This window comes from Terrabacter sp. C0L_2, from assembly GCF_036352015.1.
GTDB lineage: Bacteria > Actinomycetota > Actinomycetes > Actinomycetales > Dermatophilaceae > Terrabacter > Terrabacter tumescens.
This window is the reverse complement of record NZ_CP143557.1, coordinates 3,873,881-3,894,500: the sequence shown is the minus strand read 5'-3', so window position 1 is coordinate 3,894,500 and position 20,620 is coordinate 3,873,881. Positions and strand designations below refer to the sequence as shown.

18 protein-coding genes are annotated in these 20,620 nt (G+C 72.0%); 15 read left to right on the top strand and 3 right to left on the bottom strand.

Annotated features, from left to right (window positions below):
* Positions 1–73: 73 nt before the first annotated feature.
* Both dnaJ and U5C87_RS18140 read left to right on the top strand, forming a co-directional pair.
* Positions 74–1,207 carry a molecular chaperone DnaJ gene (dnaJ, locus tag U5C87_RS18145; RefSeq protein WP_330473885.1) on the top strand — a complete coding sequence of 378 codons (1,134 nt, stop codon included), beginning with the start codon at positions 74–76 and terminating at the stop codon, positions 1,205–1,207.
* Positions 1,208–1,225: 18 nt separating this feature from the next.
* Positions 1,226–1,969: a 16S rRNA (uracil(1498)-N(3))-methyltransferase gene (locus U5C87_RS18140; protein WP_330473884.1), complete on the top strand. Its 744-nt coding sequence runs from the start codon at positions 1,226–1,228 to the stop codon at positions 1,967–1,969.
* An 87-nt stretch (positions 1,970–2,056) separates the two neighbouring features.
* Here the strand turns inward: U5C87_RS18140 and U5C87_RS18135 are convergent, their stop codons facing one another.
* The 3 genes from U5C87_RS18135 to U5C87_RS18125 all read right to left on the bottom strand — a co-directional run bounded on the left by U5C87_RS18135 (position 2,057) and on the right by U5C87_RS18125 (position 7,025).
* A complete protein-coding gene (locus tag U5C87_RS18135) occupies positions 2,057–3,289 on the bottom strand; it encodes a Gmad2 immunoglobulin-like domain-containing protein (protein ID WP_330473883.1) in 1,233 nt (410 codons plus the stop codon).
* On the bottom strand, positions 3,286–3,870 hold the full coding sequence (locus tag U5C87_RS18130; protein ID WP_030146485.1) for a SigE family RNA polymerase sigma factor: 585 nt from the start codon (positions 3,868–3,870) through the stop codon (positions 3,286–3,288). Before U5C87_RS18130 ends, U5C87_RS18135 begins: the two co-directional genes overlap by 4 nt.
* Positions 3,871–4,061: 191 nt before the next feature.
* Complete coding sequence (locus tag U5C87_RS18125; RefSeq protein WP_330473882.1) at positions 4,062–7,025, bottom strand: glycoside hydrolase; 2,964 nt, start codon at positions 7,023–7,025, stop codon at positions 4,062–4,064.
* Positions 7,026–7,282: 257 nt separating this feature from the next.
* On the opposite strand from U5C87_RS18125, the gene U5C87_RS18120 reads away from it, so the two are divergent.
* The 13 genes from U5C87_RS18120 to U5C87_RS18060 all read left to right on the top strand — a co-directional run bounded on the left by U5C87_RS18120 (position 7,283) and on the right by U5C87_RS18060 (position 20,599).
* A complete protein-coding gene (locus U5C87_RS18120) occupies positions 7,283–8,323 on the top strand; it encodes a LacI family DNA-binding transcriptional regulator (RefSeq protein ID WP_330473881.1) in 1,041 nt (346 codons plus the stop codon).
* Positions 8,324–8,332: 9 nt separating this feature from the next.
* On the top strand, positions 8,333–8,692 hold the full coding sequence (locus U5C87_RS18115) for a histidine triad nucleotide-binding protein (RefSeq protein ID WP_030146482.1): 360 nt from the start codon (positions 8,333–8,335) through the stop codon (positions 8,690–8,692).
* Entirely contained in the window at positions 8,689–10,221 is a 1,533-nt protein-coding gene (locus U5C87_RS18110) for a S10 family peptidase (protein WP_330473880.1), read from the top strand. Before U5C87_RS18115 ends, U5C87_RS18110 begins: the two co-directional genes overlap by 4 nt.
* Positions 10,222–10,261: 40 nt before the next feature.
* A complete protein-coding gene (locus tag U5C87_RS18105; protein WP_081920277.1) occupies positions 10,262–11,398 on the top strand; it encodes a PhoH family protein in 1,137 nt (378 codons plus the stop codon).
* Positions 11,395–11,862, top strand: a complete 468-nt coding sequence (gene ybeY / locus U5C87_RS18100; RefSeq protein WP_030146479.1) for an rRNA maturation RNase YbeY — start codon at positions 11,395–11,397, stop codon at positions 11,860–11,862. Before U5C87_RS18105 ends, ybeY begins: the two co-directional genes overlap by 4 nt.
* Positions 11,863–11,881: 19 nt before the next feature.
* Positions 11,882–13,195 carry a hemolysin family protein gene (locus U5C87_RS18095; protein ID WP_030146478.1) on the top strand — a complete coding sequence of 438 codons (1,314 nt, stop codon included), beginning with the start codon at positions 11,882–11,884 and terminating at the stop codon, positions 13,193–13,195.
* On the top strand, positions 13,176–14,162 hold the full coding sequence (gene era, locus U5C87_RS18090) for a GTPase Era (protein ID WP_330473879.1): 987 nt from the start codon (positions 13,176–13,178) through the stop codon (positions 14,160–14,162). Before U5C87_RS18095 ends, era begins: the two co-directional genes overlap by 20 nt.
* 52 nt (positions 14,163–14,214) lie before the next feature.
* Complete coding sequence (locus U5C87_RS18085) at positions 14,215–14,580, top strand: VOC family protein (RefSeq protein ID WP_330473878.1); 366 nt, start codon at positions 14,215–14,217, stop codon at positions 14,578–14,580.
* 40 nt (positions 14,581–14,620) lie between these two features.
* Positions 14,621–14,761 carry a hypothetical protein gene (locus U5C87_RS18080; RefSeq protein WP_330473877.1) on the top strand — a complete coding sequence of 47 codons (141 nt, stop codon included), beginning with the start codon at positions 14,621–14,623 and terminating at the stop codon, positions 14,759–14,761.
* Positions 14,762–14,802: 41 nt separating this feature from the next.
* Positions 14,803–16,182, top strand: coding sequence for a hypothetical protein (locus U5C87_RS18075; protein ID WP_330473876.1), 1,380 nt, complete (start codon positions 14,803–14,805; stop codon positions 16,180–16,182).
* Between the two features lie 54 nt (positions 16,183–16,236).
* Positions 16,237–17,064 carry a hypothetical protein gene (locus U5C87_RS18070; RefSeq protein WP_330473875.1) on the top strand — a complete coding sequence of 276 codons (828 nt, stop codon included), beginning with the start codon at positions 16,237–16,239 and terminating at the stop codon, positions 17,062–17,064.
* A gap of 220 nt (positions 17,065–17,284) precedes the next feature.
* Complete coding sequence (gene leuA, locus U5C87_RS18065; protein ID WP_330473874.1) at positions 17,285–19,030, top strand: 2-isopropylmalate synthase; 1,746 nt, start codon at positions 17,285–17,287, stop codon at positions 19,028–19,030.
* A gap of 48 nt (positions 19,031–19,078) precedes the next feature.
* Complete coding sequence (locus U5C87_RS18060) at positions 19,079–20,599, top strand: hypothetical protein (RefSeq protein ID WP_330473873.1); 1,521 nt, start codon at positions 19,079–19,081, stop codon at positions 20,597–20,599.
* The last annotated feature ends 21 nt before the right edge of the window (positions 20,600–20,620 follow it).

Here is a 20,620-nt window from a genome sequence, read left to right as displayed (position 1 = left end):
CACGACCTCGGCCAGTCCGCCGGCGCATCGCCGCGCCGGAACCGAAAGCACCACGTACCAAAGGAATCCCAGCTTGAACGACTACTACGCCGTCCTCGGTGTCTCGCGCGACGCGAGCCAGGAGGAGATCAAGAAGGCCTACCGTCGACTCGCCCGCAAGCTGCACCCGGACGTCAACCCCGGTGCCGAGGCCGAGGAGGAGTTCAAGCGCGTCTCGCAGGCCTATGACGTGCTCTCCGACCCGCAGAAGCGCCAGTCCTTCGACATGGGCTCCGACCCGTTCGCGTCGGGCGGCGGAGCCGGCTTCGGGGCGGGACAGGGCTTCTCGTTCAGCGACGTCATGGACGCGTTCTTCGGAGCCGGGGCCCAGGCGGGCACGCGTGGTCCCCGCTCGCGCGTGCAGCGCGGCCAGGACGCCCTCGTGCGACTCGACATCGACCTCTCCAAGGCCGTCTTCGGCTCCGAGGAGGAGCTGACGCTCGACACGGCCGTCGGCTGCACCCGCTGCGACGGTGACGGCGCCGAGCCGGGCACCGGTCGCCAGACCTGCCCGATCTGCAAGGGTGCCGGCGAGGTCCAGCAGATCCAGCGCAGCTTCCTCGGCCAGGTCATGACCTCGCGGCCGTGCGTCAACTGCCAGGGCTACGGCTCGACCCTGACCGACCCGTGCCACGACTGCTCGGGCGACGGCCGCGTGCGCACGCGCCGCTCGCTCACGCTCAAGGTCCCGGCCGGCGTCGACACCGGCACGCGCATCCAGCTGACCGGCGAGGGCGAGGTCGGGCCCGGCAACGGCCCCAAGGCCGACCTCTACGTCGAGATCCGGGTCATCAACCACGACACCTACACCCGCCGGGGCGACGACCTGCACTGCAGCGTCGAGCTCCCGATGGCGGCGGCCGCGCTGGGCACGAGCTTCAAGCTCTCGACCTTCGACGGCATGCAGGACCTCGAGATCAAGGCCGGCACGCAGAGCGGCGACGTGCTGACGCTGCGCGGTCTCGGCGTGACGCACCTGCGCCACGGTGGGCGCGGCGACCTGCTCGTCCACGCGACGGTGCAGACGCCGACGCGCCTGACGGAGGAGCAGCAGGAGCTGCTGCGCCAGTTCGCGGCCCTGCGCGGCGAGGAGAGCCCCCAAGGACGGCTCCAGCCGGCCAACAAGGGCCTCTTCGGCAAGCTGCGCGACGCCTTCAAGGAGAAGTGACCCTCCTGTGAGCGCCCGGTGACGCACCAGCTGTTCCTCGGCGACCCGTCGGCGGTCGCGGGGGCGGTCGTCGGGTCGTCGCTGCTGCTCGACGGCGACGAGGGCCGCCACGCCGCGGCCGTCGTGCGCCTGCGTGCGGGCGAGCGCTACTTCGTCGCAGACGGAGCAGGCCGACGCGTCCTGCTCGAGGCGACCGACGTCGAGCGCGGCTGGGTGCGGGGGCGCGTGCTCGATGTGACCGACGAGCCGAAGCCCGCACCGCGTCTCGTCCTCGTCCAGGCCCTCGCCAAGGGCGACCGCGACGAGCAGGCCGTCGAGGCCGCCACCGAGCTCGGCGTCGACGAGGTCGTGCCGTGGCAGGCGGAGCGCTCCGTCGTCGTCTGGCGCGGTGACCGCGCCGCCAAGTCCCTGGCCAAGTGGTCCGCGGTCGTGGTCCGGGCGACCAAGCAGTCCCGACGGGCCCGTCTGCCGGTGACGTCCCCCGCGGTCGGGCTCGCCCCGCTCGCCGCACGCGTGGGGGAGTCCGCGCTGACGCTCGTGCTCCACGAGGACGCGACTGAGCCGCTGGCCTCGGTCGACCTACCCCCGTCCGGCGACGTGCTCGTCGTGGTCGGTCCCGAGGGTGGCATCACCGACCGTGAGCTGGAGACCCTGACCGGTGCCGGGGCCCGGGCCGTGCGACTCGGCTCGACGATCCTTCGCGCGTCGTCCGCCGGTCCTGCGGCGCTCGCGGTCCTCAGCGCGCGCACCCGCTGGACCTGACGGCATACGCCCCCACCCCGTGGGTCGAGGTGATGTCGACGACGGGGTGGGCGCCGCGATCACCTCGAACGGGTGGCCGGCCGACGTTCAGCGGGCCGTCACGGTGAGGGTCTGCTCGGCGGCCGTCGAGCCGTCCTTCGCGCTGCTCTCGAAGACGCGCAGCGTGTAGGTCCCGGAGGCGAGGGGCTTCTTCGTCGTGAACCGGTAGGTCGCGCGGGCCGGGGCCGCCTCGGTGGCGGTCGTGAACCCGCTGTCGACGCGCCGACCGTCGCGGAGCAGCTCCCACTCGACGTTGGCCTCGAAGGTGCTGGCCACCCCCTTGACGGAGAGCGGCCGCCCGACAGGGACGGTGGTGCCGCGCGCGGGCTCGTCGACCCAGATCGGCGCCACCTGGTCGAGGACGGCGATGGGGTCGGAGGGCCGGGTGTAGGTCGCCGACGCCGGGTGGCCGGGGGAGACCTCGGTGCCGCCGTCGGCGAGCTCGAAGCGGACCGGGAGAGCGGCGCCGAGCGCGGCCTGCACCGTCCACACGAGCTGCTCGGTCGCGAGGGGAGAGGCGTCCTGCGTGCCCTTCGACAGGCGCACCGTGATGAGGCGCTCGCCCCGCGTCACGGCGTCTGCGGTGACCCCGGTCCAGGCGGAGTGGTAGCGCGACCCGGCGGGGGCGGGCCCCATGGCCAGCCGCAGCGCAGCCAGCGCGTTGCCCGACGGGGCCGAGGGCGAGGGCACCTGCGCGGCCACGAACTCGCGGAACAGCCGGAGCGGCCCGCTCGCCCCCGCCACGGGGCCGAGGTAGTAGACGGGCACGCTCGCCGACGCCGTCACCGGGGCGCCTGCGCCCTTCGTGGGAGGCGCCGGGGTGGAGGTCGCCGACGGGGCCGACGGCCTCGGGGCGGTCTGGGTCGGGACGCTCGTCGCGGCGCTCGAGCGGGCCGAGGGTGTCGGGGCCGATGTGCCGACGGCGGTCGACGCGCCGATCACCAGGGGCGTCTGCGACGGGGGACGGTTCACCGCCCACACGGTGCCGGCCACGAGCACGGCGGCAGCGGCTGCCGCAGCCGGGAGCACCCAGCGGTGGTGGCGGTCCGGCGCCGACCCGGCGGTGGTGCCGGGTCCGGAGTGCGCGTCCGTGAGGATCGCGGCGAGCCGGTCGCCGGGGGCGATGGAGCGGGCGTCCGCGTCGAGCGCGCGGCGGAGCCGGTCCTCGACGGGCGCCAGGCCCTCACCGATGGGCGTCGGCTGGTCGGTGGGTCGGCTGGTGGTCCCGCCGGTCGGCTCCTCTGCCGGCGTCTGCCCCGGTCGGGTCGGGTCGGTGTTCATGACAGCTCCAGGAGTTCGACGGTGCGGCGCAGGGCCGTCAGGCCGCGGTGCGCATGGGTCTTCACGGCGCCGGGGGAGATCTCGAGGGCCTGGGCGATCTGGGCCTCGGACAGGTCGGAGTAGTAGCGAAGGACGAGCACCTCGCGCTGGCGCTCCGGCAGCGTGCGGAGGGCACGGAGGACCGCGTCACGCTCGGCGGATCGGAGCACCTGGGTCTCGGCGCTGCCGTGGCTGCCCCGGCCGGGCGCGTCCGCCGCGGCCGCCTCGCGCGCGTTCTGCCGGTCGACGACGACGCTGTGGCGCTGCACGGACCGGCACCCGTTGACCACGGCGGTCTGGAGGTAGCCGACGACCCGGCCGCTGTCGCGGATCGAGGACCAGCTGCGGTGGGTCGCCACGAAGGCGTCCTGGACGACGTCCTCGGCGGCGAGCTGGTCGCGCAGCAGGAGCCATGCGAGACGGACGAGCCGGTGCCAGTGCGCCTCGTAGAGGACGGTGACGGCGGCGTCGGGATCGGTCGGCAGCTCGGAGGGCCCAGGGGCCTCGGAGGAACCAGAGGCACTGAGCTGGCCGGCCGGCATACCCAACGTTCTCACGCAGACATGACGCGCAGGTGGCGTCGCCGGTTGACACGGCATCGTGTCGCCCTGAGCACATCCCCGCGCACGTCCCGTGCGCGAGGGCTCACGACGTGCCCAGGCCCATGGCAGCCGGCGGGGGCTGCCATGGGCCTGGGCGCAGTCGTGGCGTCGCTGTCGCGTCGCCGGTGGGGTCAGCCGGCCGACTTGGCCATGACCTCGACCTCGCTGACCGTCATGTAGCTCGACGCCGTCATGACGACGCGCACGGCCGAGGTGCGGGTCGGCGTGACCGGCACCGACACGACCGGGGCGGCCGGACCGCTGGCCGCCACCGTGACCTCGCCGGACACCGGGGTCCACGAGCCGCCCACGAGGGCCTCGACGTGGAGGGTGCGGGCGTAGCTGACGTTGCCGCCGTCCTGGTAGAAGCGGGTGACGACCTTCGTCACGTCGCGGGGTGCGGGCAGGGTGACGGTGAGCGTGTCACCCGGACGCTGTGTGCCCGACCGCCAGTTCGACCAGGCCTTGTCCGTGAGGACGCCGTTGACGATGCCCTGCACCGAGTAGCCGGGCTCGGTGAACGTCGCCGAGGCCGTCGTGCCGGGCGTGAGGGCGGCATTGGCCTCGACGGGCTCGGTCACCGTGACGACGAGCGTGGCGGGCGCGGTCGACCCGTCCGGCAGCGTGGCCGTGCCGGACAGGCGGACCGTGCCCACGGAGTCGTAGGCCGCCCCACTCGTGTCCCACGTGACCGGCAGCGTCGCCGTGGCGCCGAACCGGTCCGACGTCGCGGTCACCGTCGCCGGGAGGTCGGGAGTCCCACCGACGTAGGTGCGCCCCGTGGCCGGGTCGGTGGCCGAGATCGTGTCGACGGTGACGACGGCGCGCACGGCGAACTCACGCCCGGTGGCCGGGTCGGTGGCCGTGCCGAAGACGAAGACGCGACCGGTGTGGGCCCAGCGTGCTGCGGGGACGGGACGCCACGTCACGGGCAGCGCTCCGGCCCCGGCACCGACGCGGTCGGGGGTGACGGTGCTCGGCAGGGTCGGTGCCACGCCCGGCATGGTGAAGACGGGCACCTCGGCCACGCCGCGGACGGTCTCGTCGACGAGGGTCCAGCGCTGGTTGGGCGCGGCGTTCGGCTGCCAGACGCCTACCGGAGAACCATCCGCCGTGGCCTGGCCGCCGACCTCGATGTTGCCCGGGCCGGTCGCGCTCGAGATGGTCCAGGAGCCGTCGCCGGTCGTCGAGAGGTACCACTGTGCCGCGGCGTCAGGAGCCGCCTGTGCCGTCTCCAGCACGAGGGACCCGGACCGCAGGGCGACCTGCCGACCGTCGAGCGCCCGCAGCTGGTAGCGCTCGCGGTTGGTGTCACCGCTCGTCAGCTTCGTGACGGTCCAGAGCTGGTCGGCGCTCGCCGCGTCGGTCGTGCGGATCGCGAGGCCGGGCTGCTCGGCGTCGAGCGAGCGTCCGCTCTGCACGCCGACGAAGCGGTAGGCGTGGCCCTCCTGGAAGGTCGGGGCGTCCGCCGCGACGCCGCGCACGTCGGAGACGACGAGGGTCGTGACCGACTGCGCCGGCACCCGGACGGTGGCCGAGCTGTCGTCGACCGCGACGGGAGCCTGCGACCTCAGGGCGCCGGACGCGTCGGTGACCACGGCGGTGACGCTCGCCTTCGGGCCGATCTTGCCGAACTTCGACAGGTCGACCGACAGGTCCTGCGCGGCTGACCCGCCGTTGGTGTGCACGAGGGTGGCGGTCCGGGCGTCCGGCCGGATGGCGGCGACGGTGCTCGGGTCGTCGACCTTGACGAGGTGGTCGCCCGGGCGGATGTAGTGGGTGAAGTTGCGGACCGTGTTGAACTTCTGGTTCGTGCGGATCGGGCAGCTCTCGAGCGTGTCCTCGGCCGTGCAGTCGAAGCGCATCTGGATGCTGCCCCAGTTGGCGCCGGCGGCGCTCTCGCCTCCCGGCTTCATGTTGTCGTAGTCCTCGACGGGCTGCCAGAACACCCAGGCCGACGGCTCGAGCTCGCGCAGGTCGTCGGTCATGTGCTGGGCCATTCCGATGCCGGGCTCCATGGAGGTGAAGCTCTGGCCGTTGCCCCAGCTGCCCTCGACCTCGGACATCCACAGCGGCTTGGCGTCGGACTTGCTGAGGTCACGCACGGCGGTGCGCTGGGACGTGCCGTAGGTGTGGACGTTCATCCGGCTGATCGCGGCCTTGACGTCGGCGGGGTAGGTCATCCAGTTGGTGACGAACGTGCCCGGGTTGGTCTCGTCCATCGCCGAGATCTTCGCGTCGGTGCCGGAGGCGGCGAGCGCGGGCGCCAGGGCGCGGACCACCTGCTGCTGCAGCTGCGGTCCGATGTGGGCTCCCTCCTGGCGGCCACCCGTCGGGCGGCCGTCGGCGCCGACCTGGGTGCCCCAGTAGCTCGTGTTGGGCTCGTTGAACGGGTCGATGGTGGCGACCTTGATGCCGTGCGTCTGCTCGAGGCGCTCGGTGACCTTGACGAGGTAGGCCGCGAAGTCGGCGACGCTGCCGGGCTTGAGCTGGTCCTGGGAGGCGTTGAAGTTGCCGGAGACGTAGCCGCTCTGCGTCATGAACCACGGCGGGGAGTTGCTGAACGTCTCCCACGTGGTGACGTCGCCCTTGATGCGGTCGACCCACCAGCGCTGGGTCCGGTCGGCGTCCCAGTTCCAGTCGGCCGGGTCATCGGGTGACCACCAGTCGACGTCGGTGCGGGTCGTGCCGGCCGGGGCCTTCCACCAGCCCTCGACGGCTCCGCCGGGGCGCAGGTAGTCCGCGACGTCGGGTGCGTTGCCGCCGCCGATGTTGTAGCGGGCGATGTTGAGCGCGAGGCCGTCCTTGCCGAAGACGAGGTCGGCGAGCCTGTTGCGCACCGCGTCGGGGTAGTCGCCCGTCGCGTTGGCGAACCACACGAGGCTCGTGCCCCAGCCCTCGAAGGCGGGCTGCTGGTAGGAGGGGTCGGGGGTGATGCGGACGGTGGGGACGCCGTCGGCAGCTGCGGCGGGTGGGGGAGCGGTCGCCGGCGCGGCGGGTGCGGCCGTGGCCGCGGGGCCGGCCAGCAGCGAGCCGACGGCGACCGTGGCGGCGGCCAGCGCGCCCGAGGCGGCGCGGGTGGGGCGGGGTCTCATGGTGGTGCCTTCCTGGAGCGACGGCGGTGGCGGTCCCGTTCGAACGTGCAGCCCGGTGTCCGAAATGGAGGTATGTTTGCGCAAACATTCGAACCTCGGTCACCGTCCCAGCCCAGCGGGACGGGTGTCAAGGGCCCGTCTCGCGGATGCTGGCAGGATGAGCCCGGACGCACCCGGCATACGCGGACGGCAGGCACGCACGGCAGGCACGCACGGGGTTCGGCGAGGCGACAGTGGTCGGGGACGAGGAGGCACGGGTGGGGCAGCGGCGAGCGGTCTCGATGGCCGACGTGGCGCGCCTGGCCAACGTGTCGGCGCAGACGGTCTCGCGCGTCTCGAACGGCGAGAGCAGCGTCGTCGAGAGCACGCGGCTCTCCGTCCTCCGGGCGATGGAGGAGCTCGGCTACCGCCCCAACAGCGCCGCTCGCGCCCTGAAGCGCGGGGAGTTCCGGGCGATCGGGGTCATGACCTTCACCCTGTCGACGACCGGCAACGTGCGCACCCTCGAGGGCATCGTGGCGGCCGCTGCCGCCCAGGACTACGCCGTGACGCTCATCCCCGTCGGGGCCCCGTCGCAGGACGCCGTGCGCGGAGCGTTCACGCGCGCCGGCGAGCTCGCCGTCGACGCGGTGGTCGCCATCATGGAGACCCACCTCGCGAGCGACGCGCCAGCGCCCTACCCGCCCGGCTTCAAGGTGGTCGTGGCCGACTCCGACGACGCCGGTGACCGGCACCCCGTCGTCGACACCGACCAGGCTGCCGGCGCCGTCTCGGCCACCCGGCACCTGCTCGACCTCGGGCACCGCACCGTGTGGCACGTGGCAGGGCCGGAGAGCTCGTATGCCGCGCAGCGCCGTCGCGACGCCTGGCAGGCGCAGCTCGTGGCGCGGGGTCTCCAGGTGCCGCCCGTCCAGCACGGCGACTGGACGCCCCGGTCCGGCTACGAGATCGGTCTCCGGCTGGCCGAGGAGCCCTCGTGCACAGCGGTTTTCGCGGCGAACGACCAGATGGCTCTCGGGCTCCTGCGGGCTTTTCACGACAGTGGCCTCCGGGTGCCCGAGGACGTCAGCGTCGTCGGTTTCGACGACGTGCCGGAGGCGGAGTCCTACATCCCGCCACTGACGACGGTGCGCCAGGACTTCGAGCAGATCGGCCGGCTCTGCGTCGAGCAGGTGCTCGGACAGGTGCGGGGGACCGGGCCGACGACCGGCACCACCCTCGTGCCCACGCAGCTCGTCGTGCGCTCGAGCACCGCCGCGCCGGGGCGCACGGGTGCGCGGCGCCCACGACGTGCCTAGGGTGCAGTCATGACCTCGCAGACCCCCGATGACTGCCTCTTCTGCAAGATCGTCGCCGGTGAGATCCCGTCCGACCGGGTCGCCGAGAGCGAGCGGTCGATCGCCTTCCGTGACATCAACCCGGCCGCGCCGATCCACGTCCTCGTCGTGCCGCGGCGCCACGAGCCGACCGTCGGTGCGCTCGCGGCCGCGTCGGGCGAGGACCTGACGGACGTCTTCCGCCTGGCCTCCCGCGTGGCCGAGCAGGAGGGCGTGGCCGACGCCCACCGGATGATCGTCAACACCGGCAGCGACGCCGGCCAGACGATCTTCCACGCCCACGTGCACCTCATCGCCGGCGCGGCGTTCAGCGAAGGGCGGATGGTGTGAGCGAGGAGAGCGCGCCGTCTGGCGAGAACGTCTCTGCGACAACGGATCCCGCCGACGTCGAGGTCAAGGTGACCGGTGCGGAGGCCAAGCCCGTCGAGCCGGTCGACGACCTCGTCACGACGCACCACACGCTCAAGGTCGGGCGTCGCCGCCTGCGCTACACCGCGACGACGGGGCGCGTCGTGCTCCGTGAGGAGGAGCACAAGGACGGCACCTTCGGCGGCCACAAGGCGCGCGCCGAGCTGTCCATGACGAGCTACGTCCTCGACGACGCCGACGCCCGCACGCGCCCGGTCACCTTCGCCTTCAACGGCGGTCCCGGCAGCTCGAGCGTCTGGCTCCACCTGGGCCTGCTCGGCCCGCGCAGGGTCGTCAGCGGGGACGTCGGCGCCCTCCAGCCGCCGCCGTACGACCTCGTCGACAACCCCGAGTCGCTCCTCGCCGTCAGCGACCTCGTCTTCATCGACCCCATGTCGACGGGGTACTCCCGTGCCGTCGAGGGCGGCAAGCCGGCGGACTACCACGGCTACCAGAAGGACATCGAGTCCGTCGCCGAGCTGATCCGGCTGTGGACGTCGCGCAACGGTCGCTGGATGTCGCCGAAGTTCGTCGCCGGCGAGTCCTACGGCACGCTCCGCGGCGCGGCTCTCGCGGAGCACCTCCAGTCCCGCTACGGGATGTACCTCAACGGGCTCATCCTCATCAGCAGCGTGCTCGACCTCAGCTCGGTCGACTTCGAGAACCAGCGCAACGACCGCGCCCACGCGCTCTACCTGCCGACGTATGCCGCCGTGGCCCACTTCCACGGCAAGCACGGCCGCCGCTCGCTGCGCTCCGTCCTCGACGAGGCGGAGGCGTATGCCGCCCGCGACTACCCGTGGGTGCTGTCCCGGGGCAACCGCCTGACGAAGGGGGAACGGGCCGAGGCGGTGTCGACCCTGGCGCGGCTCTCCGGGCTGACCGAGGACTATGTCGACCGCGCCGACCTGCGCATCGAGCACTGGCGCTACTTCACCGAGCTGTTGCGCGACGAGCGCCTGTCGGTGGGGCGGCTCGACGCGCGCTTCACCGGTCCTGCCGCGGCAGCCATCGCCGAGAACATGGACGCCGACCCCTCGCACGACGCGATCGCCGGACCCTATGCCGCGGCCTGGAACCACTACGTGCGCGACGAGCTCGGCTACGGCAGCGACCTGCACTACGAGCAGATCTCGCGCCTCGTGCACCCGTGGTCGTTCAAGGACTTCGAGGGCCGGCCGATCGACGTCTCGCCCAAGCTCGAGCGGGCCATGCGCCAGAACCCGCACCTCAAGGTGCACATCGCCTACGGCTACTACGACGGCGCGACGCCCCACTTCGCCGCCGAGGACGTCGTGGCGCACCTGCAGCTGCCCGCCGACCGCCTCGCCAACGTCGAGCACGCCTACTACGAGGCGGGGCACATGATGTACGTCCACGAGCCGTCGCGCCTCCAGCAGAGCCGGGACCTCGCCGAATTCGTGGTGAGGAGCGCGGGCCGCGACACGTAGACTCGTGACCACGATGAATGACGCGCAACCTCGACCATCCGTGACCGACAGTCCCGACGACACGCAGGGCGCCGCGAGCGCCGGGACCGGCGGCGGCGCCCCGGTGCTGACCCGGCAGATCCCGCCGCCGATCGAGATGGTCACCCTCCTCGGTCCGCGCGACGAGCTGCTGCGCACCATGGAGCGCCAGTTCCCGCTCGTCGACACGCACGTGCGCGGCAACGAGATGACCTTCGCCGGCCCCGCCGGTGAGCTGGAGATCATCGACGCGCTGCTCGACGAGCTGCTCGTCATCGTCGAGACGGGCCAGCCGCTCAACCGCGACGCCGTCGAGCGCTCGATCTCGATGCTGCGCAGCCAGACGGTCGAGCGCCCCGCCGACGTGCTGACGATGAACATCGTCAGCAGCCGCGGCCGCACGATCCGCCCCAAGACGCTCAACCAGAAGCGCTACGTCGACGCGATCGACGAGCACACCATCGTCTTCGGCATCGGGCCGGCCGGCACCGGCAAGACCTACCTCGCCATGGCCAAGGCCGTCGCGGCGCTGCAGGCCAAGCAGGTCAACCGCATCATCCTGACGCGCCCGGCCGTCGAGGCCGGCGAGCGCCTCGGCTTCCTGCCCGGCACGCTCAACGACAAGATCGACCCGTACCTGCGGCCGCTCTACGACGCGCTGCACGACATGGTCTCGCCCGAGACCATCCCCAAGCTCATGGCGTCGGGCACGATCGAGGTGGCGCCGCTGGCCTACATGCGCGGACGCTCCCTCAACGACGCCTTCATCATCCTCGACGAGGCCCAGAACACCTCGAGCGAGCAGATGAAGATGTTCCTCACCCGCCTCGGCTTCGGCTCCAAGATGGTCGTCACCGGCGACATCACCCAGGTCGACCTGCCCGGTGGCACCCGGTCGGGCCTCAAGATCGTGCGCGACATCCTGGGCGACGTCGAGGACATCCACTTCGCCGAGCTGACCTCGCACGACGTCGTGCGCCACCGGCTCGTCAGCGCCATCGTCGACGCCTACGAGCGCGACGACCACCGCGCCGCCAAGCGCGCCCGACGCGCGGGCGGCGAGTCCGGCGCAGGCGCGGCCGGCGGCCGTCCGACCAAGGCGGCCACACGGCATACGCCATCGGTCCCGGGCGACCTCGCCCAGGAGGACCCGGCATGAGCATCGACGTCCTCAACGAGACCGACGCCGACGTCGACGAGCTCGAGCTGCTCGCCTGCGCTCAGTACGTCATGGAGCAGATGCGGGTGCACCCGCAGGCCGACCTCTGCATCAAGCTCGTCGACGAGGCCGCCATGGAGGTGCTCCACGTGCAGTGGATGGACCTCCCGGGCCCGACCGACGTCATGAGCTTCCCGATGGACGAGCTGCGGCCCGGCCGCGAGGGCCAGGAGCCCGAGGAGGGCACGCTCGGCGACATCGTGCTGTGCCCGTCCGTCGCGACGAAGCAGGCGGTCGAGGCCGGCCACGCCCCGATCGAGGAGATGCTGCTGCTGACCACGCACGGCATCCTGCACCTGCTCGGCTACGACCACGCCGAGCCCGACGAGGAGCGCGAGATGTTCGAGCTGCAGCGCCAGCTGCTCCTCACGTTCCTCGCCACGCGCAACCGACCGAGCGCCTGAGCGCGGACGAGAGACCGAGATGTTCCCGCAGTTCGCCCTCCCGGCGCTCGTCAGCATCGTCGTGGCGTTCCTGCTCTCGGCCGCCGAGGCCGCGATCTTCCGCATGTCCCGCGTGCGTGCCCAGGAGCTCTTCGAGGAGGGGCGCTCGGGCGCGAAGTCGCTCATGACCGTCGTCGGTGACTCACCGGCCTACCTGTCGGTGATCGCGTTCCTGCGCGTCGTCGCCGAGGCCACCGCGGCCGTGCTCGTGACCCTCGCCGTCGCCGGCCAGGTCGAGTCGACGTGGAGCCGGGCCCTGATCAGCATCGCGATCATGGCGGTCGTGTCGTTCGTCGTCGTCGGCGTCTCGCCGCGCACCCTCGGCCGCCAGAACTACGACACGGTGGCCCTGTGGAGCGCGCCGTTCGCCGTCGGGCTGCGGCGCGTGCTCGGCCCGGTGGCCAAGCTGCTCGTCGTGCTGGGCAACGCCGTGACGCCCGGCAAGGGCTACACCGACGGGCCCTTCCAGACCGAGTCCGAGCTGCGCGACCTCGTCGACATGGCCGGCGACTCCGACGTCATCGAGGCCGACGAGCGGGAGATGATCCACTCCGTCTTCGAGCTCGGCGACACCCTCGCTCGAGCCGTCATGGTGCCGCGCACCGACATGGTCGTGCTCGACGCGGACAAGACCCTGCGCAGCGCGATGTCCCTCTTCCTGCGGTCCGGCTTCTCCCGGATCCCCGTCGTCGGCGAGGACAGCGACGACGTGCGGGGGCTGCTCTACTTCAAGGACGTCGCGCGCCGGCTCAACGCGGCGCCGGAGGACGGTCGTCACCTCGCGACCGAGGTCATGCGTCCCATGCACTTCGTGCCGGAGAGCAAGCCGGTCGACGACCTGCTGCGCGAGATGCAGCGCGACCAGAACCACTTCGCGATCGTCGTCGACGAGTACGGCGGCACCGCCGGACTCATCACGATCGAGGACATCATCGAAGAGATCGTCGGCGAGATCGCCGACGAGCACGACCGCGAGGCGCCCGGCGTCGAGCAGCTCGAGGACGGCACCCTGCGGGTCCCGGCCTCGATGGACATCGACGACCTCGCCGAGCTCTTCGACGTCACCATCGACGAGGAGGACGTCGACACCGTCGGTGGCCTGCTCACGAAGGTCATCGGACGGGTCCCGATCGTCGGGTCGTCCGGTACGGTCGCTGGGCTGGAGCTGACGGCCGAGCGGATGGCCGGTCGACGCCACCGCGTCGCGTCGGTCATCGTGCACCGGGCGCCGGTGCCCGAGGACGACGCCGCGCACCACGAGACGGAGGACGCCCATGGCCACGCAGGACGCTGACCCCAAGGCCGGCAAGGCCGGCACGGCCGACACCCAGCTGTCCCAGGGAGGGCGCTCCGACGACTACCGAGCCGGGTTCGCCTGTCTCGTGGGCCGGCCCAACGCCGGCAAGTCGACGCTGACCAACGCCCTCGTCGGGCAGAAGGTCGCCATCACGAGCTCCAAGCCGCAGACGACCCGGCACACGATCCGCGGCGTCGCGACGACGCCGACGGCGCAGGTGATCCTCGTCGACACCCCGGGTCTGCACAAGCCGCGGACCCTGCTCGGGCAGCGGCTCAACGACCTCGTCCGCGAGACGCTCCTCGAGGTCGACGTCATCGGCTTCTGCCTGCCCGCCGACCAGCGCATCGGCCCCGGCGACACCTTCATCGCCAACGAGCTCAAGGAGCTGCGCTCGATGCGCCGCCGACCGGTCGCGGCCATCGCCACCAAGGCCGACGCCGTCGACCGCGAGCGGCTCGCCGAGCACCTCATGGCGATCGACCGGCTGGGGGAGTGGGACGCGATCATCCCCTGCTCGGCCGTCTCCGGCAGCCAGGTCGAGGAGGTGCGCGACGTGCTCGCGTCGTTCTTGCCGCGCTCGCCCCAGCTCTACCCCGACGGGGTGCTCACCGACGAACCCGAGATGGTGATGATCGCCGAGCTCGTCCGCGAGGCCGCGCTCGAGGGTGTGCGCGACGAGCTGCCGCACTCGCTGGCCGTCGTCGTCGAGGAGATGGTCCCTCGCGAGGACCGCCCGGAGGACAGCCCGCTGCTCGACGTGCGCGTCAACGTCTTCGTCGAGCGCCCCAGCCAGAAGGCGATCGTCATCGGACGTGGCGGGAGCCGGCTGCGCGAGGTCGGCACCAACGCCCGCAAGGGCATCGAGGCGCTGCTCGGCCAGAAGGTCTACCTCGACCTGCACGTCAAGGTCGCGAAGGACTGGCAGCGGGACCCGAAGCAGCTCCAGCGCCTCGGCTTCTGACCTGCGCCGCAACGGAATTCGTGGTGTCGTTGCAGTCGTCTAGCCTGCTCGGGTGAGCAGCCCCATCCAGTGCCGAGTCGGCCAGGTCTTCGTCCCCGTCCGTGACATGGCAGCCGCCATCGGGTGGTATGCCGCGTTGCTCGGCTTCGAGCCCGGCGCCGCGTCCCACGAGGGCACCATCTACGACATCCCCACCGACGGGGAGACGCGGCTGTCCCTCGACGCGAACCGCCCGGACTTCGAGGCGAGCGGCCCGCCGCGCTTCTTCCTCTGGACCGACGACATGGCGGCGACCGTCGCGCACCTCCGCGACCTGGACGTCACGATCACGTCCGACGTGGAAGACATCGGCAGCGTCTTCTTCGTCCAGTTCGAGGACCCCGACGGCAACGCGCTCATGGTCTGTCAGCGCGCCTGACGTCGCCTCCCCGTCCTAGACTCCGGCCAAGGAGGCAGACATGTCGGAGACTGCTGCACACGACCACGAGCTCGAGGTCCTCGAGGAGGACCAGACGCTCCCGCCGCGGCCTGAGGAGCAGGTCGCCGATGCCCGGGACGCCGATGAGGGGCCGCCCGTGGAAGACAGCCGGCCGGGGTGACGGCCGCTCACGACCCATGGGGTAGCGACGATGCTCCCCTCGTGGCTCCCGACGCCGTCGCGCCCTTGCCCCCACGACTGGCCGACCTGGCCCAGCTGGTCGCAAGCGGCAAGGCGCGAGAGCTCGCCTCGGGACAGGGCACCGGTGAGATGCCCCGGGCCGACGAGCTGCCGGAGGTCAGGGACCTGTCGCGGGCCGGCTGGGTGCCGCTCGATGCGTCCGGCTACGAGGTGTTGGCGCTGGCGGCCTGGCCTGCCGCGCAGCGCGGCTGGGTGGCGGACCGCCGCCCACGGGTGGTCTTCCGTCTCTGGATGGACGGTCGCCGGGAGATCGTGCCCGCATCGGGCGAGCGTGCCGACCCGCACCACGAGATGCGCGAGACCGCGGCCGCGTGCGGACTTCCTCCGCCGCCACGCGGACGACTCTGGATGGTGCGGTCGCCGTGGCCCGACCTGGGTGTCGGCGTCGCGCTCCGCATGATCTGGATGAGGCTCGGTCCGGAGGATCACGAGTCCGGTCCGCCCGCGTTCCTCGCCGCGGCGCGTGAGGTCCTGGCCATGGACTCGACACAGGTCTGGGAGGCGATGCCACCCGACATGCGCGCTGCAGCAACTGCGTGGCTGGCACACGGCAGGACCGGTGAGGACGTCGCAGACCTCGTCTGCCGCGGTCTGCATCCGTGGCACCTGGAGCGCCTCAGGGCGACGGGGCCGGAGGGCGTCGGTCTCAGCGACGCCGAGGCCGCGGACTGGGTCGGGATCGTCGGCTCCGCCGGGGTGGACACCGATACCGCGGTCGAGCGCGTAGCCCTCTGGCGAGAGCTCGGTGTGCCCGGTCCCGACGGTGACCGACGGCGCTCGCTGTTCTTGGAGATGGATCCCGTCGAGGCGCGGACGTGGCTCGAGGCCGGTTTCGACGTGGACGAGCTGGACACGTGGCTGGGCGTCGACCTCGCGACGGCGTCGGCGTGGCGTGGCGCCGGGTTCGAGGCGCGCGTGGCGCGCGACCTCCTGCTCGCTGACTCGACGCTGTCTCCGGCAGAGGCGTGCGAGTTCGACGCGGCCGGTATCGACACGTTGGTGCGGCACGGTTGGATCGCGGCAGGTTTCAGCGCTGCCGAGGCCCGGGCATGGATCGACCAGGACGTCGTGGCTTCCGAGGCGAGGGTGTGGCGTTCCCTCGGGCTGGGGCCCGATGACGCACGCGCGCAGCGTGACTCCGGCGTGGCGGGCCCGCTGCCGTCCGGCTGGGAGGGCGGATGGGCGACGATCGGACCGGACCGTGAGGACGTGTCCTTCGGCGTCAACGACCCGCCCGGCACGCGTGGCTCGGTCGCCGCCGAGCATGAGGCCATGCGTGACTTCCCGGATGACGAGGCGTTTTTCGGCGAACCCGACCCCGGCCCGGGTGCCGACCCCTAACGTCGTCTCGGCGATGGCGCCCGCGCGGGGCGCGACAGGGGAGGGGATCCGACGATGCCGACGAGCCAGTACGCGTACACCGACGTCACGGACCGCGCCGATCTCTCCTCGCCCTACCCCGAGGTGGTGGCCGCCTTCGAGGCGCTCGGCTGGCGCGCGGTCGGGCGCTACACCATGGAGTACCCGCCCCGGGTCACCGAGCGCATCGTGTCCGGCTACCGCGAACCGGCTCGCTCCGAGTTCCGGGCCCACCTGCCCGACGTCGCCACGGTCCTGCTGGCACCCGACGGCACGGCAGCGGCGTTCGTCTCGTGGTTCTGGGACCAGCCTGCGGTCCGGCTGTCCAGCCTGACGGCGGACGGCGCCCTGGTCGAGACCGCGCGGCTCTGGACGCGCAAGCCGCCGTGGCCCCGGGCCCTGCGCTCCGGCTGGGCCGGGATGGACCTGCGCGAGGAGGTGGAGCGCAGCAGCGTGCCGAGCCGGGGGCGGTCGGTCCGAGCGGTGGCCCTCGGCGACCCCGGCGAGCTCACCCGCCCGGCCGTCGTGGGAGCGCTCGCGGACGCGCACCTCGAGCACGTCGCCGAGCACGCATCCGCTCCGGTCGTGCTCGAGGACGTCCGCGACGGGATCGCGCTGCGACGCACCGCGTTCGAGCACGACCTTCGGGTGCGCAGGCGTGCGATCCGGGTCCTGTTCGCGCTGGTGCTCGTGGTTGCCGCCGTGCTGGGCCTGCTCTCCGGCCTCATCCCCCAGACGCGCCGCGCGACGGACGTCTGGCTCGTGGTCGAGCTGGTGGTCCTGGTGAGCGCCGTGGTGTGGGCGCAGGGATGGCTCCTGAGACACGTGTCCTACTGGCGATGGATCCGTCCCGCCTACCGCTGACGCGCTCCTCCGTCGCCCACGGATCGCGCAAGGGTCTCACGATGCGGGCACCGGTCCCGAGGGGTGGACGCGACGCAACGACCGGCATACGGTGAACAGGTGCGAGCGGTGAGCCTCCTTCTTCTCTGCCGCGACGAGGCCTGATCCCGGCCCTCCTCGTCGCGGAGTTCCTCGTGTCCGGCCGGACACCGAGCGAAACGCAGACGAAGAGAGTGCAGCGATGATCCACCCCCAGCAGACGTCGGGAATGCCGTTCCAGAAGTACGTCCCGTTCCACGAGCAGATCCCCTTCGAGCTCCCGGACCGCACGTGGCCCACGAAGCGCATCGAGCAGGCGCCCCGCTGGTGCGCCGTCGATCTGCGCGACGGCAACCAGGCGCTCATCGACCCGATGAACTCCGAGCGCAAGCTGCGGATGTTCCAGCTGCTCGTCAAGATGGGCTACAAGGAGATCGAGGTCGGCTTCCCGTCCGCGAGCCAGACCGACTACGACTTCTGTCGGGAGCTCATCGAAGGCGGCCACATCCCCGACGACGTGACGATCCAGGTGCTGACGCAGTGCCGCGACCACCTCATCGAGCGCACCTACGACGCGATCCGCGGCAGCAAGCAGGCCATCGTCCACTTCTACAACTCGACGTCGGCGCTGCAGCGCAAGGTCGTCTTCGGCCTCGATCAGGACGGCATCATCGACATCGCCGTCCAGGCGGCGCGGCTGTGCAAGAAGCTCGAGGAGACGATCCCTGACACGACGATCTACTACGAGTACTCGCCCGAGTCCTACACCGGCACCGAGCTCGACTTCGCGATGCGGATCTGCAACGCGGTCGTCGACGTCATCGACCCGACGCCCGACCACAAGATCATCGTCAACCTGCCGGCCACCGTCGAGATGGCGACGCCCAACGTCTACGCCGACTCGATCGAGTGGATGATCCGCCACCTCGAGCGTCGCGAGTCGATCGTCGTCAGCCTGCACCCGCACAACGACCGCGGCACGGGCGTCGCGGCGGCCGAGCTCGGCTACCTCGCCGGCGCCGACCGCATCGAGGGCTGCCTCTTCGGAAACGGCGAGCGCACCGGCAACGTCTGCCTCGTCACGCTCGGGATGAACCTCTTCAGCCAGGGCATCGACCCGCAGATCGACTTCAGCGACATCGACGAGGTGCGTCGCACTGTCGAGTACTGCAACCAGCTGCCGGTGGGGGAGCGCCACCCCTACGGCGGCGACCTCGTCTTCACGGCCTTCTCCGGCTCGCACCAGGACGCCATCAAGAAGGGCTTCGAGGCGATGGCCGCCGAGGCCAAGGAGAAGGGCACGAGCATCGACGACCTCGTCTGGGGAGTGCCCTACCTGCCGATCGACCCGCACGACCTCGGCCGCTCGTACGAGGCCGTCGTGCGTGTCAACAGCCAGTCCGGCAAGGGCGGCGTCGCCTACATCATGAAGACCGAGCACCAGATGGACCTGCCGCGCCGGCTGCAGATCGAGTTCTCCGGTGTCGTCCAGCGCGGCGTCGACCAGGACGGCGGCGAGGTCGCTCCCGCCGAGCTGTGGTCGCGCTTCCAGGACGAGTACCTGCCCGACCCGACGCGCGCCTGGGGCCGGTTCGAGCTCGTCAACGTCGTCACGGACTCGACCGTCGACGGCGCCAGCACCATCGAGGCCACGGTGCGCGACGGCTCCGAGTCCCTGACGATCACCGGGACGGGCAACGGCCCGATCGCCGCCTTCGTCGACGCGCTCTCGACCGTCGAGGGGACGCCCGACGTGCGCGTCCTGGATTACGCCGAGCACGCCCTGTCCGCGGGTGGTGACGCCCGCGCCGCGGCCTACGTCGAGTGCGCGGTCGGCGACCGGGTCCTCTGGGGCGTCGGGGTCGACCCGTCCATCGTCACGGCCTCGATCAAGGCCATCGTCTCGGCGGTCAACCGGGCCGAGCGCGACAGCGTCCCCAAGGCCTGAGCAGACGTCCGATCGGGCGCCCACTTCGGTGGGGTAGCGTCTGGCGCCATGGAGTCCCCGGTCGGTCGAGTGCTACTTCGACTGGCCGGGGTCTCGCTCGTCGCGGTCGCCGTCGTGGGGCTCGTCGCGCCGCGGGCGGTCAACGTCGCGCACCGCTGGCAGGTGGTCGTGCCCGTCACCGTCGCGCTCGTCCTGCTCGCCGCCGCGCTCCGGCTCCCGCGCTGGGCCAAGAGCCGCTGGACGCCGGCCGTCGTGGCTGTCGGCGGGGGCGCGGTGGCCACCGTCATCGGCCTCATGACGCGCTACCACTACGGGTGGGACGCGCGCGTCGTGCTGGACATTGCCCGGGCGCTGCAGGCCGGCCGTCCGCTCAGCCCGGCTGACTACGACTACCTCTCGCTCTACCCCAACAACCTGCCGTTGCTCGCCATAGATCGCATGGGCGCCGCTGTGGCACAGGCGTTCTCGCTCGCGCCGGACGCAATCCTCATCCCGCTGAACGGCATCTGCGTGGCCGCGACGCTGTATGCCGTGCACCTCCTCGTCGTGCAGGTTGCGGGCCGCGGGCCTGCCGTCGTCGCGCAGCTCGTGACGCTGCTGCTCGTCGGCACGAGCCCCTGGCTCGCCGTGCCCTACACCGACTTCTACGCCATGCCGTTCGTCGTGGGGGGAGTGGCCCTCGCCGTCCGGGCGCTGACCCCGCGTCCGCGCACCGGCCGGGCGGTCCTGTGGCTGCTCGCCATCGTGTCGGTGTCGATCGCCTACGCCATCAAGACGACGCCGGTCGTCATCGCCATCGCGGCGGTGCTGACAGCCGTCGTCGCGATGTTCGACCACGACCTCACCCCCGGCAGGCGGGTCGGGGTCATCGTCGCCTGCGCCGCGTCTGCCGTGGCCTTCGTCGCCCTCGGCACCGGGCTCTCGACTGCGGCAGCCACCGTGGCCGGCGTCGACTCCTCGCGCATCGACCCCTCGGTGACACCTCCGGTCCTGTGGTGGGTGGCCCTGGGTGCCGACGAGCAGCGCGCGTCGAGCGGCGTCGTCAACTACGGCGCCTACTCGCGGGACATGGTCGATGCCGTCACCGGCCGCACCCCGGACGAGATGAGGGCGTATGCCGCCGACTTCCTCGGCGACCGATGGGCCGAGCGCGGCCTCGGGGGCACCCTCGCCTTCTACGGCAACAAGGCGGCGTGGAACTGGGGCGACGGGATGTTCTGGGCCTGGGGCGAGGGGCCGGACTCGCTGCCCGGCACCCTCGCGCCGGCGACGGGCGTCACCGGGATCGTCCACGACCTCAACGGCTTCCAGGGCGCCGGCTACCAGCTGCGCGCCGACCTCACCCAGGCACTGTGGCTCGCCGTCCTGCTCGTGGCCGGGCTGGGGCTGCTCCGCGCGCCGTACCGCCGCGAGACCCTGCTCGTCGCTGCGTCCGTGCTCGGCATCGCGGCGTTCACGTTGGTGCTGCAGGGCCGTTCGCGCTACCTGTTCGCGTTCGTCCCCCTCGTCGGGGCGCTGGCCGCGATGGTGCACGCCTCGCTGCCGCGGCTCGGACGCCGCGCGCGCTGAGCCCCGGCACCGAGGCAGCGA